The sequence below is a fragment of the Sphingomonas sp. 4RDLI-65 genome (assembly GCF_049472435.1).
Classification (GTDB): Bacteria; Pseudomonadota; Alphaproteobacteria; order Sphingomonadales; family Sphingomonadaceae; genus Sphingomonas.
Genome location: NZ_JBCEBT010000001.1, coordinates 1077820 through 1094557 on the forward strand (window position 1 = coordinate 1077820; position 16738 = coordinate 1094557).

The window sequence follows — 16738 nt, forward strand, 5'->3', positions numbered from 1 at the left end:
CGCAATGTTTCCAGCACGCGCGCCTCGTCGGCGGAGGCCGGGGCCCAGTTGGGAAGGTCGCGGTAACGAAGCGCCGTCTTGACCGGCGAGGTTACCCAACTGGAACCCCGGCCTTAGCCGGGGAGGTGCGTATTGGCGGAGCACAAACCCGAAAAGGGCGCGCTCGTGCAAGCTAACCCCGCTCCCGTCATCGGGAGCGGGAAAGCCAGGTCAGGCCCAGTTTGCCATTTCGGTTTCGAGGTTCGACCGCACCTGCTCGAAGAACTGCTCGGTCGTCATCCACGGCTGGTCGGGGCCGATCAGGATCGCGAGATCCTTGGTCATGTGGCCGTTCTCGACCGTCTGGACGCAGACGCGCTCGAGCGTCTCGGCGAACTTCGTGACGTCGGGCGTGTCGTCGAACTTGCCGCGATACTTCAGGCCACCGGTCCACGCGAAGATCGACGCGATCGGGTTGGTCGAGGTGGCCTTGCCCTGCTCGTGCATGCGGAAGTGACGCGTGACGGTGCCGTGCGCCGCCTCGGCTTCGACCGTCTTGCCGTCCGGGGTCAGCAGGATCGAGGTCATCAGGCCGAGCGAGCCGAAGCCCTGTGCGACCTGGTCCGACTGGACGTCGCCGTCGTAGTTCTTGCAGGCCCAGACGAACTCGCCGTTCCACTTCAGCGCCGATGCGACCATGTCGTCGATCAGGCGATGCTCGTAGACGATGCCCGCTTCCTTGAACTTGTCCTTGAACTCGGCCTCGAACACCTCGGCGAACAGATCCTTGAAGCGGCCGTCATAGGCCTTGAGAATCGTGTTCTTGGTCGACAGGTACACTGGCCACTTCAGGTTGAGGCCGTAGTGCATCGATGCGCGCGCGAAATCTCGGATCGAATCGTCGAGGTTGTACATCGCCATCGCGACGCCCGCCGACGGGAACTGGAATACTTCGCGGTCGATGACCGTGCCGTCGTCGCCTTCGAAGACGAGGCGCAGCTTGCCGGGGCCGGGGACCAGATAGTCGGTCGCGCGGTACTGATCGCCGAATGCATGACGGCCGACGACGATCGGGTGCGTCCAGCCTGGGATCAGGCGGGGGACGTTCTTGATCACGATCGGCTCGCGGAAGATGGTGCCGCCGAGGATGTTGCGGATCGTGCCGTTCGGCGACTTCCACATCTTCTTCAGGCCGAACTCGGTCACGCGCTGCTCGTCGGGCGTGATCGTCGCGCACTTGACCGCGACGCCGTGCTTCTGCGTGGCGAGCGCGCTGTCGATCGTGACCTGGTCGTCGGTCGCATCGCGATGCTCGACGCCGAGATCGTAGTAGTCGAGCTGGATGTCGAGATACGGCTTGATCAGGCGCTCGCGAATCCATTCCCAGATGATCCGGGTCATCTCGTCGCCGTCGATCTCCACGATCGGATTCTTTACCTTGATCTTCGCCATGTGCGCGTCCTTCGGGGGAGGGGTTTGGGGAGCGTCTAGGGGAGCGCGCCGCCACGATCAACCATTGGCCAATGGCCGAGCAACACATGGTCCTGTAAGGAAAAGCCGGTTCGTCGTTGTATCGCACGTCCGGCACGGATAGACCCGGCGGTTATGGCATCGCTCGACAAGCCGCCCGTCACGACCTCCACGGTCAAATGGCGATTTCCCGCAGTCCACCCGGAAGGCCACAAGTACGTCGCGATCGCGACTGGCATCACGTTGTTGCTGACTATCGTCAGCCACGTGCTGTTCTGGCCGATGGTCGGGATTGTGATCTGGGTCGCGACGTTCTTCCGCGATCCGATCCGTACCACGCCGCAGGGCGAAGGGCTGATCGTGGCGCCGGCCGACGGGCTGATCACGATGATCCAGCGCGTGCCGATCCCGCGTGAACTCGCCGGCGAGAACGGTCTCGGCGATGCGCCGCTGGTGCGCGTGTCGATCTTCATGTCGGTGTTCGACGTGCATATCAATCGTACGCCTGTCGCGGGGACGGTTCGACAGGTGGTCTACATTTCGGGCAAGTTCCTCAACGCCGATCTCGACAAGGCCAGCGACGAGAACGAGCGTCAGCATTTCGTGGTCGAGGATCGTCACGGCATGCGGATCGGCTTCACGCAGATCGCCGGACTGGTCGCACGGCGCATCCTCGGCTTCGTCAAGGCCGGCGACATGGTCGCGGCCGGCCAGCGCATCGGGCTGATCCGGTTCGGTAGCCGCGTCGACGTATACCTGCCCGATCATGTCGTACCGCAGGTCTGCCTAGGCCAGCGCAGCATTGCAGGCGAGACCGTGCTTGGTCGCGTCGGTGGCGTTCCGGTTGGTGGTGTCGCGCAATGATCGATCGCGACGAGATCGATGACGATTCGACCGACGCCCGTGGTCGCGGAAAGTTCGGTCGCACCCGCCGTGCGCCGCGCGGTCTTCCGCTGCGTGCGGTCGCGCCCAATGCCGTAACAGCACTGGCGTTGTGCTCAGGCCTTAGCGGCGTGCGATTTGCGATCGGCGGCGAATGGCAAAGCGCCGTCGCGATGATCATGGTTGCCGGCGTGCTCGACGGACTCGACGGCCGCATCGCCCGGATGCTCCACGGCGAAAGCCGTTTCGGCGCCGAACTTGATTCGTTATCCGACGCGATCTCGTTCGGCGTTGCGCCTGCGCTGATCGTGTATCTTTGGTCGCTGGCAGCGCTGCCGCGTGTCGGCTGGATCTGTTCGCTGATCTTCGCGGTATTCTGTGCGCTCCGTCTTGCACGCTTCAACGCCAAGATCGACGAGAGCCATCAGCCGCACAAATCGGCTGGCTTCCTGACAGGCGTTCCGGCCCCAGCGGGTGCGGGCTTGGCACTGATGCCGATGTTCTTCTGGTTCTGGACCGACGAGCCGAAATTCGCATCGCCTTACTTCGTCGCGCCATGGGTAGCGTTCGTCGCGCTCCTCATGGTGTCCAGCATCGCGACCTACTCGTGGAGTTCGGTCAAACTCCGTAGCAACATCCGGTTCGAGGCCATCGCGCTCGTCGTGTTGCTCGGGGCCGCGATGGTGAGCGCGCCTTGGCATACGCTCAGCATCATCTGCGTACTGTACCTGATCTCGATGCCGTTCAGCATCGCGAGCTACGCCAAGATCAGGCGGCAGCGTTCCAGCGGCGGGCGGGTGCCGGAGCTGTTGTCGACGCCCAGCGCCTGACTGCGATCCGGCGTTCCGCCACGGCCAATGTGCGGAGCGGCTGGAACGCGGGTTCGACATTGCCCATCGCGAGGCGGACGATACGATCCCACTGCGGCGCGATCGACGAGACGATCATCATGCCCGCGACCGCGAATGCACCAGCAAAAACCATGAAGCTCAGAACCAACATCACGTCCGCCTTCCTATGAGTTGCGAACAAATTCTCAATGTCCGCAAACACTTGGTCAGAAACATCGTTCCATTCGTCGCATTTTGAATCCGGCCATACCGGTTCGAATCAGCGCCGAGTCGAACATCTGTTCCCCGTTGAGCCCTTTATGTTCTCATTGCGTTCTATGAGTCAAGCGGGCCGTGTGCGATTGCTTTTCCCATAAAGCCACGCTAAGGGCCGCGCCTCTAACCCCGCATGGGAGGCATCATAGCCCGGTGCGTCACGGTCATTCGGCCACGACGTCATCCGCTTCCCAGAGGCACAACCGGAAGGATATATCCCTATGGCGGCTCCAGTCGTCTCCATGCAGCAGCTCATCGAAACGGGCGCGCATTTCGGCCACCAGACTCATCGGTGGAACCCCAAGATGAAGCCTTACATCTTCGGTGATCGTAACGGCGTCCACATCCTCGACCTTTCGCAGACCGTGCCGCTGTTCGCGCGTGCGCTCGAATTCGTCTCGTCGGCTGTCGCCGGTGGCGGCAAGGTCCTGTTCGTTGGCACGAAGCGCCAGGCGCAGGAGCCCGTCGCGGACGCAGCGCGTCGTTCGGGCCAGCACTTCGTCAACCATCGCTGGTTGGGCGGCATGCTCACCAACTGGAAGACTATCTCGGGTTCGATCAAGCGGCTCAAGACGCTCGAGGAAATGCTGTCGGGCGACACTGTCGGCCTGACGAAGAAGGAAGTCCTTCAGCTCACCCGCGAGAAGGACAAGCTCGAGCTTTCGCTCGGCGGCATCCGCGACATGGGCGGCATTCCCGACGTGATGTTCGTGATCGACGCGAACAAGGAAGAGCTGGCGATCAAGGAAGCCAACACGCTGGGTATTCCCGTCGTCGCGATCCTCGATTCGAACGTGTCGCCGGACGGCATCGCCTTCCCGGTTCCCGCGAACGACGACGCAGCCCGCGCCATCCGCCTGTACTGCGAGGCGATCGCGATCGCCGCGACGCGCGGCGGCCAGGAGCAGCAGCGCCGCACCGGTGCCGACGTCGGCGCGATGGTCGAGCCGCCGAAGGAAGAGGCACTGAGCGCAGAGCCGACCGTCGAAGCTACGGCTGACACGGCGCAGGCAACTGCGAATGCCGATACCGCTGCAGAATTCGCAGCCGAGGGTGAGCGCCAGATCGACGCATAAGCGTCGTCGCCGAACCGTCATGCGGGCGGGGTAGGGCGAAAGCTCTGCCTCGCCCGCAACCATATTCAGACCTAAAAAGGATTAGAGACATGGCCGATATCACGGCAGCGATGGTCAAGGATCTGCGCGAGAAGAGCGGCGCGGGCATGATGGATTGCAAGAAGGCGCTGAGCGAGAACGCGGGCGACATGGAGCAGGCAATGGATTGGCTGCGCACCAAGGGGCTCGCAGCCGCCGCCAAGAAGTCCAGCCGTACCGCGGCCGAGGGCCTGGTCGGCGTCGCCGTATCGGGCACCAAGGGTGCAGCGGTCGAAGTCAATTCGGAGACCGATTTCGTCGCCAAGAACGAGCAGTTCCAGTCGTTCGTCCGTGACGTCACGCAGATCGCACTCGCAACCGGTGGCGACATCGAGGCGCTCAAGTCGCAGGCGATGCCATCGGGCAAGACCGTCGAGGAAGTCCTGACGAACAACGTCGCGACGATCGGCGAGAACCAGTCGCTGCGCCGTTCGCGCACGCTGGAAGTCAGCAAGGGTGCGGTCGTGCCCTACATCCACAACCAGGCGGCCCCCGGCCTCGGCAAGATCGGCGTGCTCGTCGCGCTTGAGTCGGAGGCTTCGGACGAGGTTCTCCAGGCGCTCGGCAAGCAGCTTGCGATGCACATCGCAGCGGCATTCCCGAAGGCGCTGAACGAAGCCGACCTCGACGAGTCCGAGATCGAGCGCGAGCGCGCGATCGCGACCGAGAAGGCCGCCGAGTCGGGCAAGCCTGCCGACATCATCGCCAAGATGGTCGAGGGCGGTATCGCCAAGTACCGCAAGGAGCATGCTCTGGTCAGCCAGCTGTTCGTGATGGACGGCAAGACCAAGATCTCCGACGTCGTCGCCAAGGCCGGCAAGGATGCGGGCGCCGAGATCAAGCTGGTGGACTATGTCCGCTTCCAGCTCGGCGAAGGCATCGAGAAGGAGCAGTCCGACTTCGCAGCCGAGGTTGCTGCGGCGAGCGGCGTTCCGCAGGCGTAAGCCGACTTACCCTCGCCCTTTCGGGGAGAGGGTATTGGAGATCGGGCGCTCGCCAAATATCCTCCGTCATGCCGGACTCGTTCCGGCATCCACGGTCCCGCATTCTCGCCGAGAGTTGAGTGTGCGGAGCGGTGGACCCCGGAACAGGTCCGGGGTGACGGAGTGGGGTTGGCGGGCGTTTTGTTGTCCGGGTCCTTGGATTGGGAGTGGCGAGGTCTCGAACCTCACTTCCCCTCATCCGGCGCTACCGGGCCCCCTTCTCCCCGTGGGGGAGAAGGGTCGCGGGGTAGCCTTGGCGCTGCTCCGTCATCTCCGCGCAGGCGGGGATCCATATACTCCGCGGCCGGTGATCTATTGAGACGCTAGCCAGTATGGGTTCCCGCCTTCGCGGGAATGACGATAGTTCTCTGGTGCGCGCGTTTAGCGACCGGGGATTTTCCGTCCCGTCTCCATCCAGTTTCGATGCACGCGCCGCGCAGCGCTTCACATCTCAGGCCTCGCCGCCTAAGGTCCGCGCCGCCCCGCCAATCACAATTCGAGATTTATGACGCCTCCGCGCTACAAACGTATCCTGCTGAAACTGTCGGGCGAAGTCCTGATGGGCAATTCCGGCCTGTCGATCGACACCGAGGTCACCGCGCGCGTCGCGCAGGAGATCGCCGACATCAAGGCCAGGGGCTATGAGATCTGCATCGTCGTCGGTGGTGGCAACATCTTCCGCGGCATGGCGGGTGCTGCCCGCGGCATGGACCGCGCGACCGGCGATTACATGGGCATGCTCGCGACCGTGATGAACGCGCTCGCGGTGCAGAACGCGCTGGAGCAGATCGGCGTCGATACGCGCGTCCAGTCGGCGATCCCGATGGCGTCGGTCTGCGAGCCGTTCATCCGCCGTCGCGCCGAGCGTCACCTCGAAAAGGGTCGCGTCGTGATCTTCGCGGCAGGCGTCGGCAGCCCCTATTTCACCACCGATTCGGGCGCCGCGCTGCGTGCTGCCGAGATGAAGTGCGACGCGCTGTTCAAGGGAACCTCGGTCGACGGCGTGTATAACGCCGACCCGAAGACGCACCCCGACGCGGTGCGCTACGAGACGGTATCGTACAGCCGCGTGCTGTCCGACGACCTCAAGGTCATGGACGCGAGCGCGATCGCGCTGTGCCGCGACAACAACATCCCGATCGTCGTCTTCAACATCCGCGAACCCGGCAATCTCGCCGCGGTGTTGGCGGGTGATGGCGTGTCGACGATCGTCCAGAACGAGCAGGAGCTTTAAGATGGCCGCATACGACAAGACCGATCTCGAACGCCGCATGGCGGGTGCCGTCGAAGCGCTGAAGAGCGATCTCGCAGGCTTGCGCACGGGCCGCGCGTCGACCGCGTTGCTCGATCCGGTGATGGTGACGGTGTACGGCTCGTCGATGCCGCTGAACCAGGTCGCGACCGTGTCGGCGCCCGAGCCGCGCATGCTGTCCGTGCAGGTCTGGGACAAGTCGAACGTCGGCCCGACAGACAAGGCGATCCGTTCGGCGGGCCTCGGGCTCAACCCGATCGTCGACGGGCAGACGCTGCGTCTGCCGATCCCGGATCTGACCGAAGAGCGCCGCAAGGAGCTCGCCAAGCTTGCCGGCCAGTACGCCGAAAAGGCGCGCATCGCGGTCCGCAACGTCCGTCGCGACGGGATGGATTCGTTGAAGGTTGACGAGAAGAAGGGCGTGTTCGGCGAGGACGAGCGCAAGCGTCACGAGACCGAAGTCCAGAAGCTGACCGACAGCATCATCGCCGAGCTCGATGCGACCGCGACCGCCAAGGAAAAGGAAATCCTGGGCAAGTGAGGGCGTTCGGCGCTGCATCGGCGGGGGCTTCGGCCGGGGCTACCTCTGCCGCGCCGCTCGTCGCCGTTCCTGCGGGCGGCGCGGTGCCGCGTCATGTCGCGATCATCATGGACGGTAACGGCCGCTGGGCGAAGAAGCGGTTCCTGCCGCGCTTTGCCGGGCACAAGGCTGGCGTCGAGGCGGTCCGGAAAGTGACGCGGGCGGCGCGGGCGATGGGGATCGAGGCGTTGACGCTGTATGCGTTCTCGTCCGAGAACTGGCGACGTCCGGCCGAGGAGGTCAGCGACCTGATGGGGTTGTTGCGGCATTTCATCCGCAGCGACCTTGACGAACTCGCACGCGAGAACGTCCGGTTGCGCGTGATCGGCGACTATCACAGCTTTTCGCCCGATCTGGTGGCGATGGTCGATGACGCCATCGCGCGGACTGCGGGCAATACCGGTCCGATCCTAGCGATCGCACTCAATTACGGCGCGCATGCCGAGCTGGTCGGCGCGGCACGGCGTCTTGCCGAGCGTGCGCGTGATGGTGCGCTCGATCCTGCCAGCATCGACGTCGGCACGATCGAGGCCGAACTCGACACGCACGACCTGCCGCCGCTCGACCTGATGATCCGGACGTCGGGCGAACAGCGCCTGTCGAACTTCCTGTTGTGGCAGGCGGCGTATGCGGAACTGCTGTTCGTCGACACGCTCTGGCCCGATTTCGATGCGGCCGCGCTCGCCGACGCCGTCGCGGCCTTCGGTAAACGCCAGCGCCGCTACGGTGGCCTGTGAATTTCCTGTTCCCTCGCGAACGTGGGGGCCCAGGAGCCAGGGACGCTAGCATGCGTGACCCTGGACCCCCGCGTTTGCGGGGGAACACTTGTAGGTTTGGAGTGGCCTTTTGACGACCCTGCCAGACCCGGCGAACGCGCCCGACCAGGTGCTGCGAACGCCGTCCAACCTGAAGCTCCGCATGATCGCCAGCGTCGCGATGATCGCCGTCGCCAGTATTGCACTGACGCTGGGCGGGATTGCGTTTTGGGTGCTCGGTGTGGTCGCGGCGCTGTTCATGATGGCGGAATGGTCGATGCTGCAAGGCGCCGACGCCAAGACCAAGCGGATGACGCAGTTCGCGCTGTCGGTGCCGCTCGCGCTGATGGCGCCCGCGTCGCTGATCTTGGTGATCCACGATTTCTTCACGCTGGGCCTGCTCGCGGGCGCGGCGTTCTTCGTCGTCATCACCACGCGCAAGCCACCGCTCGCGCTCGGCATCCTCTATTGCGGCCTTCCGGTACTCGCGCTGATGATCATCCGGCGGCAGGACGAGGGTATCCTCTTCACGCTGTGGGCGCTGTCGCTGGTGTGGGCGTGCGATATTGGCGCGTTCTTTACCGGGCGGACGCTGGGCGGGCCCAAGCTCGCGCCGGTGATCAGCCCGAACAAGACATGGTCGGGGCTGATAGGTGGCGTCGTGCTGGCGAGCGCTGTCGCGGCGGTGCTGCACACGCAATACGGCCTGCCGATGCGGATGACGCTGGCGACGCCGGTGCTCGCCGTGCTCGCGCAGATGGGCGATCTTTATGAGAGTTGGTTGAAGAGAGTGGCAGGCGTGAAGGACAGCGGCAACATCCTGCCCGGCCATGGCGGCGTGATGGATCGGCTCGACGGGCTCGTGCCGGTCGCACCGGTCGCGGCGCTCCTTGTCCTGCTGCCGCATTTCTACGCATGAAGAGCGTCACGATCCTGGGGGCGACCGGTTCGGTCGGCACCTCGACGCTCGACCTGATCGAGCGGGAGCCTGACCGCTTCCGTGTCGTCGCGCTGACCGCCAATTGCGACGTGATCAAACTCGCCGCCGCCGCGATCCGGACCAAGGCCGAGTTCGCGGTGGTCGCCGACGAAGGCTGCCTCCCCGAATTGCGCGAGGCGCTGGCGGGTACCGGCATCCGCGCAGGCGGTGGTGCCGATGCGATTGCCGAGGCGGCGTCATCGGGTGCGGACTGGACGATGGGCGCGATCGTCGGGTGCGCGGGGCTGAAGCCGGTGATGGCGGCGATCGAACAGGGCGGCACCGTCGTGATCGCCAACAAGGAGCCGTTGGTTTCGGCCGGCGACGTGATCCTCGCCGCGGCCGAGCGGACCGGCGCGACGCTGTTGCCTGCCGATTCCGAACACAACGCGATCTTCCAGTGCTTCGACGCGACTCGGCCCGAGCGCGTGCGGCGGATCATCCTCACGTGCAGCGGCGGTCCGTTTCGCAACTGGACCACCGAGCAGATGCGCGGCGTGACGCTCGAACAGGCGGTCAAGCATCCCAACTGGTCGATGGGCGCGAAGATTTCGGTCGATTCGGCGACCTGCATGAACAAGGGCCTCGAACTGATCGAGGCCGCGCGGCTGTTCCCGATCGCGCATGATCGGATCGAGATCGTCATCCACCCGCAATCGGTGGTCCACAGCCTGGTCGATTATGTCGACGGCTCGGTTCTCGCCCAGCTCGGTCCACCCGACATGCGGACGCCGATCGCGCACACGCTGGCGTGGCCGGACCGGATGGCGACGCCGATGGCTCCGCTCGACCTGGTCGCGATCGGCCGACTCGACTTCGAGGCGCCCGATCCGGTGCGTTTCCCGGCCTTGCGACTCGCGCGCGAAGCGTTGGATGCGGGCGGGGCGCGGCCGGCGATCCTCAACGCCGCCAACGAAGTCGCGGTCGAGGCTTTCCTCAAGCGGCGGATTTGTTTCCTCGAAATTGCCGCAATCGTAGAGGATACGCTAATGCGCTATAACCCGGCCGCACCGGACAGCGTCGATGCCGTGCTGGCGATCGACGCCGAGGCGCGGATCTTGGCGGGCAAGCGTGTGAAGGATTGCGCGGTTTGATCGAAACACCCGGTATCCTGCTGACCATCCTGTCGTTCGCCGCGGTGATCGGGCCGCTCGTGTTCGTGCACGAGATGGGACATTATCTCGCCGGACGTTTCTTCGGGATCAAGGCGGATGCCTTCGCGGTCGGTTTCGGTCGCGAGATCGCCGGCTTCACCGACAAGCGCGGGACCCGCTGGAAGTTCGGCTGGCTCCCGCTCGGCGGCTATGTGAAGTTCGCGGGCGACATGAACCCGGCGAGCCAGCCCTCGGCCGAATGGCTGTCGCTGCCCGCCGAGGAACGCCAGCGCACCTTCCAGTCGAAGCCGGTATGGCAGCGCGCGATCGTCGTTGCGGCGGGGCCGGTCGTCAATTTCGTCGTCGCGATCCTGATTCTCGCCGGTTTCGCGTTTGCATACGGTGACATCCGCATGCCGCCGGTCGTTGGTGGCACGGTCCCCGGCAGCGCCGCTGCCACCGCCGGCTTGCAGGTCGGCGACCGGATCACCGCGATCGGCGGGCGTTCGGTCGAGACGTTTGACGATCTCGCCCGCTATGCCCGCATCCGCGCCGGCGAGAGCACGCGGATCGATGCGGTGCGCGGCGACCAGACGGTGTCGCGCGATGTCGTGATCGGCACCGAATTGCAGCGCGACCGCTTCGGCAACGAATACCGGATCGGCCGCCTTGGCATCGCCGGCAGCAAGCCCGTCATCATCCCCGTCAGCCTGATCGAGGCGCCGGTCGTCGCGGTAAAGCGCACCGGAGAGATCGTGTCGATGATGGTCGAGACGCTGGGGCAGGTGATCACCGGGCGTCGGTCGGTCAAGGAACTCGGCGGGCCGCTCAGCATCGCGAAGGTGTCGGGCGAGCAGATGTCGCTCGGGCTCGACGCCTATGTGTTCCTGATCGCCCTGGTCTCGATCAATCTGGGGTTCATCAATCTGCTGCCAGTGCCGATGCTCGATGGTGGCCACCTGTTCTTTTATGCGATCGAAGCGGTGCGCCGGCGCCCGGTCGAGCCGCAGGTTCAGGAATGGGCATTTCGCGGCGGCCTTGCAGCGATTCTCGCGCTGATGCTGCTGGTGACCTTCAACGATCTCGGTAATTTCGGCCTTTGGAAGAATCTGGCCGGCTTGATCGGCTGACCACGATAGGGCAGGGCGGGCCCGCCTTGTATGTGCACGTTTTTAGGGTGGGTTTGGTGACAGCGATCAACGGTTACGATTTCGCGCGGAAGGGCGCCCTGCTTCTGGCAGGCACGATCCTCTCCGGCGCACCCGCCTTCGCGCAAACTGCGCCTGTGGCGACGTCTACGCCGACGCCCGTGCGCAACCCGGTCTCGGGTGCGGCCAATGCTGTAACGCCGGTGGCGGCTCCGGTATCCGTCCGGACGATCAAGACTTTGCGAGTCGAGGGATCGCAGCGCATCGAGCCCGAGACGGTGCTGTCCTATACCAAGCTGCGGCTAGGCATCCCGTACACCGCCGAAACACTCGACCAGGCGCTCAAGGATCTTCAGGCGAGCGATCTGTTCGCGGATTATTCGATCGCCGGCGTCGAGACCGGCGACATCGTGCTGCGCGTGCGCGAGAACCCGATCATCAACCGCGTGATCATCGAGGGCAACAAGGCGCTCAAGACCGACAAGATCACGAAAGAGATCAAGCTCGCGCCTCGCCAGATCTTCACGCGCACCGCGGTCCGCCAGGATATCGGCCGGATCATCGAGCTGTATCGTCGCCAGGGCCGTTTTGCCGCGGTGATCGACCCGAAGATGGTCAACCTCGACCAGAACCGCGTCGATGTCGTGTTCGAGGTCAGCGAAGGGCCGAAGTCGAAGGTTCGCCAGATCAACATCCTCGGCAACGAGGTGTTCTCCGACGACCAGATCCGCGGCCAGATGGCGACCAAGCAGTCGCGCCTGTTCCGCCTGCTCTCGTCGGCGACCAGCTACGACCAGGATCGCCTCAGCTACGACCAGCAGAAGCTTCGCCAGTTCTACCTGACGCAGGGCTATGCCGATTTCCGTGTGACCTCGGCGGTCGCCGAGCTGACGCCGGACAAGAAGGACTTCATTATCACGTACGTGGTGGAGGAGGGCAAGCGCTACAAGTTCGGCGACGTCACCGTCGACAGCCAGATTCGCGACTTCGACAACACCAAGCTCGCGGCTTCGCTGCCGCTGAAGAAGGGCGACTGGTACAACGCGAAGCTGGTCGAGGATTCGGTCGATAACCTGAGCCAGACCGCGGGTCTGTTCGGCTATGCGTTCACCGAGGTGAACCCGGAGTTCCAGAAGGACTCCGAAACGCTGACGATGGGGATCAATTTCAACATCGCCGAAGCCAAGCGGACGTATGTCGAGCGGATCGAGATCAACGGCAACACGCAGACGCAGGACAAGGTCGTCCGCCGCGAAATCCGTCTGGCCGAGGGCGACGCGTTCAACAGCTTCCAGGTGAAGCGCTCGCAGGACCGCATTAACTCGCTCGGCTATTTCGCCGACAAGATGGAGATCAAGCAGCTGCCGGGTTCCGCGCCCGACCGCGTGATCCTCGAGACCAACCTCGAAGAGAAGTCGACCGGCGAGCTCCAGCTGTCGGCGGGCTATTCGAGCCTCGAACGCTTCATCATCCAGGCGAACATCACGCAGCGCAATTTCCGTGGCAAGGGCCAGGAACTGCGCGCCGGCGTCAATTATTCGAGCTATTCGAAGTCGATCGAGCTGGGCTTCACCGAGCCGTATCTGTTCGACAAGAACATCGCGGTTGGCGGCGATATCTTCCGTCGCGACTATAATTCGTTCAACTACGTCAACAACGATCGCCAGACGACCTATTCGCAGGTGTCGACCGGCTTCCAGCTTCGTACCGGCGTGCCGCTCACCGAATTCTGGTCGCTGTCGGCGCGCTACGGCCTGTCCTACGACGAGGTCGGCCTGAGCGAATCGACGTACTTCACCAACGGCAAGTGCGACATCCAGCTGGCCGGCCGGTATCTGTGCGAAGCCATCGGCAATCGCTGGACGTCGTCGATCGGCTATTCGCTGATCCACGACACGCTCAACAGCCGGTTGCGGCCGACGGCAGGGTCGCGCTTCTCGTTCAGCCAGGACTTTGCCGGTCTGGGCGGCGACGTGAAGTATATCCGCACGCGCGCCGAAGGTGCCAAATACTATAATATCGGCAGCGGATTCATTCTGTCGGGCTTAGCCGAGGGCGGATATATTCGGTCGCTCGAGGGCAGCCGCGGGTCGGGTGTCGACCGGGTCCGCATCACCGACCGGTTCTATCTGGGCGAGCCGCAGTTCCGCGGCTTCGATATCCGCGGCGTCGGGCCACGCGTCCTGCGTACGCCCTACACGACCGATGCGTCGGGCAAGCAGGTGCTCGTCACCGACCGTAACCAGGTCATCGACGATGCGCTGGGTGGCAACGCCTATTATCTCGGCCGTATCGAGCTGGAGATCCCGCTCGGCTCGGGCGCGCGCGAACTCGGCCTGCGTCCGTCGATCTACGTTCAGGCGGGCTCGCTGTTCAACATCACGCGTCCCGATCTGACGGTCGAGAACGATGCATATCCGACCACTACCGATGCCGCCGGCAACGTGACGCGCCTGCCGTTGCAGACGCCGATCCTGACCGCGGCCGGCGCGATGCAGTATATCGTGCCGACGACGGACACGACCAATGGCGGGGCGGCGACGACCTGCGCGGTCGGCTTTGCGGCTACCGAAGGCGGGGCGTGCACCGGCACCTCGGTCAACACGTTGGCGACCCGCAGCTACGGCCCGTATTTCGAGGAGTTCCTCGGCAATTCCGCAAAGCCACGCCTGTCGATCGGTATCGGCGTGAACTGGAACTCGCCGTTCGGACCGCTTCGTATCGATCTCGCGCGCGCGCTGCTCAAGCAGCGTGGCGACGACCCCAAACTCATCACTTTCAACGTAGGGACACAGTTCTGATGACGACGTTCAAGACGCTTCTCCTCGCCGCAGCGCTCGTTGCGCCTGCCGCCATGACCGCAACCGCTGCCGACGCACAGGTTTCGGGTATTGCGGTTGCCGACGCGCAGGGTGCGATCGCCAATTCGAAGGCGTGGAACACCGCACGCGGTCAGATCGAGACGACCTACAAGGCGCAGCTCGACCAGGCCGAGACGCGCCGCCAGGCCGTCGCGCGCGAGCTTCAGCCGCTCGTCACTGCGTTCCAGACCGCGCAGCGTGCGCCCGGTGCCACCGAAGCATCGTTGCGTCCGCAGGCTCAGGCGATCCAGGCCCGCGAAACTGCCGCTAACCAGGAACTCGCCCGCCTGACGCAGCCCGCCCAGCGCGCGCAGCAATATGTCATCGAGCAGATCCAGGCGAAGCTCAGCGATGCCGTGACGGCGGCCGTCCGCGCGAAGAACGTCAGCCTGTTGCTGCGTCCGGAAGCAGCGCTGTTCGCCCAGCCGACTGCTGACATCACGGCTGCGATTACCACCGAGCTCGATCGCCTCGTGCCGACCGTCAGCACGGCGGTGCCTGCGAACTGGCAGCCGAACCAGGGTGGCCAGCAGGGTGCCGCACCGGCAGCCGCCGGTCGTGCACCCGCCGCGACCCGTCCTGCACCACAGGGTCGCTAAGTCGCACTGATGACCGAGACCGTAAACGACACTGGAAACGATACCGGCAAGGTCGGCATGGGTCCGCTCGACATCGGGCGGGTGATGGCGGCGTTGCCCCATCGCTACCCGATGCTGCTGGTCGATCGTGTCGAGGATCTGATCCTCGACACGTCGATTACTGCGATCAAGGCGGTGTCGATGAACGAGCAGTTCTTCCAGGGGCATTTCCCCGGACGCCCGATCATGCCGGGTGTGCTGATCGTCGAGGCGATGGCGCAGGCCGCGGGGATACTCGCGGTCGAGTCGCTGGGCCTCGCGGGTTCGGGCAAGCTCGTCTATTTCATGGCGATCGACGGGGCGAAGTTTCGCAAGCCGGTCGAGCCGGGCGTGTTGCTCAAGCTTGAAGTGACCTTCGTCCAGAAGCGGAGTTCGGTCTGCAAGTTCGCGGGCCGTGCTCTGGTCGACGGTCAGCTGGTGGCGGAGGCGAACTTCACGGCGATGATCGCCGACCCGCCGAAAGCCTGAGGCGAGGCTCGAGTCTCGCATTCTTGTAAAATAGGGCGCGTCCGTGTACGGGCGCGCCTTCCTTTTCAGGCTGGTCGGAACCAGCCACATACCGGAGAATTCCCATGAAGGCCGATACACACCCCGATTATCACATGATCACCGTCCAGATGACCGATGGCAGCAAGTACCAGACTCGCACCACCTGGGGTAAGGAAGGCGACGTGATGACGCTCGAGATCGACCCGCTCGCGCATCCGGCATGGACCGGTGGCCGCGGCACGATGCTCGACACCGGCGGCCAGGTCGCGCGCTTCAACAAGCGCTTTGGTGGCGGTCTCACGCTCCGCAAGTAAAACGGGGTTCTGCCCCATAGCGGGTTCGAATAGATGCAGGTCGGCGTGTATCGTTAACCGTGCATTAGCCATCGGCGGACTAGCATAACGCTATGTTTGCAGCCGAATTCGAACCCGCAGAAATGCAAAGCCGGCGCCGCTCACCGCGTGCGCCGGTTTCGCTTGACGTCAGGATAGGCAAGGCGGGTCGCACGCTTTGCAAGGTCGTCGATCTCTCGGTCAACGGCGCACGCCTGCAGACCTATTCCGCGCTGAAGCGCGGCAGCAGCATCTGGTTGAACCTCCCCCAGATCGGCGAAGTGGTCGCCGAGGTAAAATGGGCGGACGATTTCACCGCCGGCTGCCAATTCCACACACCATTGCCCCTCGAAGCCTTCGAAGCGCTCGTCGGCAAGGAATCCGCCGCCTGATCCACGCCCTCAGCGGTGTGCCGGATCGCGGCAATGATCGAATCCCCATTGGCTACCGCAGCTGGCCGATGTCGAATGTCGCGAGCCGCCAGTTTAGTACCTAGCGCCAAGCGCCCGACTGCCGGTCACCATCAGCACTTCGGCCTATCCCATATCTTGGGCGAACATCACATCAGTCCCCCTAACGTGTCCGTCCTCGAGGCGTATCCGTTATCCGTCTGCGCCCATCCGTCCGTCCGTCATCCCAGCGGAAGCTGAAATATCAGCACGATAGCTCGATCCCGGGCCAAGCCTCATGCGAGAGGTAAGCATGGGCATGCAAACCAAGCGCGCCACGCGCCGTGCCAGCGCAAAACCTCATGATAGCTGCACTTGCTCCGCAGGCTGCCGCCTGCATCCGATGTCTCTAGGAGAAGTCTGCAGGAGGAGGACGTCTCTCAAGCTCATGTGGGCCTGTGCTAGGCCCGCCAAGGGCCGGGCACGGCGATTTTCGAAAATTGCCACAAATGTGCAAGAAAGTGTTTGACGGTGTGGGTGGGTGGGCCTAGAGGGGTGTCACCGCAGCGAACGGCCACACGGTCTGGTTGTTGCGGTCGCAAAAAACCAGATGCTCCAAGCTTCTCGAAAGGGAGGTTATGCGAGTG

The 16738-nt window shown here is 64.1% G+C and carries 17 protein-coding genes; 15 read left to right on the plus strand and 2 right to left on the minus strand.

The annotated features are described in order from the left end of the window. Window positions 1-210 precede the first annotated feature (210 nt). Window positions 211-1431 carry an NADP-dependent isocitrate dehydrogenase gene (locus VH567_RS04770; protein WP_056055940.1) on the minus strand — a complete coding sequence of 407 codons (1221 nt, stop codon included), beginning with the start codon at window positions 1429-1431 and terminating at the stop codon, window positions 211-213. 153 nt (window positions 1432-1584) lie between these two features. Between VH567_RS04770 and VH567_RS04775 the strand changes: the two genes are divergently transcribed. Both VH567_RS04775 and VH567_RS04780 read left to right on the plus strand, forming a co-directional pair. Continuing rightward, window positions 1585-2313, plus strand: coding sequence for a phosphatidylserine decarboxylase (locus tag VH567_RS04775; RefSeq protein ID WP_423323611.1), 729 nt, complete (start codon window positions 1585-1587; stop codon window positions 2311-2313). Beyond that, window positions 2310-3161: a CDP-alcohol phosphatidyltransferase family protein gene (locus tag VH567_RS04780; RefSeq protein WP_423323613.1), complete on the plus strand. Its 852-nt coding sequence runs from the start codon at window positions 2310-2312 to the stop codon at window positions 3159-3161. The genes VH567_RS04775 and VH567_RS04780 overlap by 4 nt, the downstream gene beginning before the upstream one ends. Here VH567_RS04780 and VH567_RS04785 read toward each other — a convergent pair. Beyond that, window positions 3100-3333, minus strand: a complete 234-nt coding sequence (locus VH567_RS04785) for a hypothetical protein (protein WP_423323730.1) — start codon at window positions 3331-3333, stop codon at window positions 3100-3102. The two genes, VH567_RS04780 and VH567_RS04785, sit on opposite strands and share 62 nt — an antisense overlap. A 325-nt stretch (window positions 3334-3658) precedes the next feature. Between VH567_RS04785 and rpsB the strand changes: the two genes are divergently transcribed. From rpsB to VH567_RS04850, 13 genes are all read left to right on the plus strand, one after another. Beyond that, window positions 3659-4513 carry a 30S ribosomal protein S2 gene (rpsB, locus tag VH567_RS04790; RefSeq protein ID WP_248525206.1) on the plus strand — a complete coding sequence of 285 codons (855 nt, stop codon included), beginning with the start codon at window positions 3659-3661 and terminating at the stop codon, window positions 4511-4513. 89 nt (window positions 4514-4602) lie between these two features. Then, window positions 4603-5535, plus strand: coding sequence for a translation elongation factor Ts (gene tsf / locus VH567_RS04795; protein ID WP_423323615.1), 933 nt, complete (start codon window positions 4603-4605; stop codon window positions 5533-5535). 544 nt (window positions 5536-6079) lie between these two features. Then, entirely contained in the window at window positions 6080-6808 is a 729-nt protein-coding gene (gene pyrH, locus VH567_RS04800; RefSeq protein ID WP_423323617.1) for a UMP kinase, read from the plus strand. A 1-nt stretch (window position 6809) separates the two neighbouring features. Continuing rightward, entirely contained in the window at window positions 6810-7367 is a 558-nt protein-coding gene (gene frr / locus VH567_RS04805; protein ID WP_056055952.1) for a ribosome recycling factor, read from the plus strand. Then, complete coding sequence (locus VH567_RS04810; RefSeq protein WP_423323619.1) at window positions 7364-8143, plus strand: isoprenyl transferase; 780 nt, start codon at window positions 7364-7366, stop codon at window positions 8141-8143. The genes frr and VH567_RS04810 overlap by 4 nt, the downstream gene beginning before the upstream one ends. A gap of 181 nt (window positions 8144-8324) precedes the next feature. Beyond that, window positions 8325-9080, plus strand: coding sequence for a phosphatidate cytidylyltransferase (locus tag VH567_RS04815; protein ID WP_132738321.1), 756 nt, complete (start codon window positions 8325-8327; stop codon window positions 9078-9080). After that, a complete protein-coding gene (locus VH567_RS04820) occupies window positions 9077-10234 on the plus strand; it encodes a 1-deoxy-D-xylulose-5-phosphate reductoisomerase (RefSeq protein ID WP_423323621.1) in 1158 nt (385 codons plus the stop codon). The genes VH567_RS04815 and VH567_RS04820 overlap by 4 nt, the downstream gene beginning before the upstream one ends. Beyond that, window positions 10231-11364, plus strand: coding sequence for an RIP metalloprotease RseP (gene rseP / locus VH567_RS04825; protein ID WP_423323624.1), 1134 nt, complete (start codon window positions 10231-10233; stop codon window positions 11362-11364). Before VH567_RS04820 ends, rseP begins: the two co-directional genes overlap by 4 nt. Before the next feature lie 53 nt (window positions 11365-11417). Further along, window positions 11418-14183 (plus strand): outer membrane protein assembly factor BamA, encoded by a 2766-nt coding sequence (bamA, locus tag VH567_RS04830; protein WP_423323626.1) that lies wholly within the window; start codon window positions 11418-11420, stop codon window positions 14181-14183. Then, window positions 14183-14842 (plus strand): OmpH family outer membrane protein, encoded by a 660-nt coding sequence (locus tag VH567_RS04835; RefSeq protein ID WP_423323628.1) that lies wholly within the window; start codon window positions 14183-14185, stop codon window positions 14840-14842. The genes bamA and VH567_RS04835 overlap by 1 nt, the downstream gene beginning before the upstream one ends. A gap of 57 nt (window positions 14843-14899) precedes the next feature. Next, the gene (gene fabZ, locus VH567_RS04840) at window positions 14900-15349 is read left to right on the plus strand and encodes a 3-hydroxyacyl-ACP dehydratase FabZ (RefSeq protein ID WP_423323733.1); all 450 of its coding nucleotides are present in this window, start codon (window positions 14900-14902) and stop codon (window positions 15347-15349) included. A gap of 104 nt (window positions 15350-15453) precedes the next feature. After that, the gene (rpmE, locus tag VH567_RS04845; protein ID WP_055880673.1) at window positions 15454-15684 is read left to right on the plus strand and encodes a 50S ribosomal protein L31; all 231 of its coding nucleotides are present in this window, start codon (window positions 15454-15456) and stop codon (window positions 15682-15684) included. A 92-nt stretch (window positions 15685-15776) separates the two neighbouring features. Next, the gene (locus VH567_RS04850; protein WP_423323631.1) at window positions 15777-16094 is read left to right on the plus strand and encodes a PilZ domain-containing protein; all 318 of its coding nucleotides are present in this window, start codon (window positions 15777-15779) and stop codon (window positions 16092-16094) included. Window positions 16095-16738 lie beyond the last annotated feature (644 nt).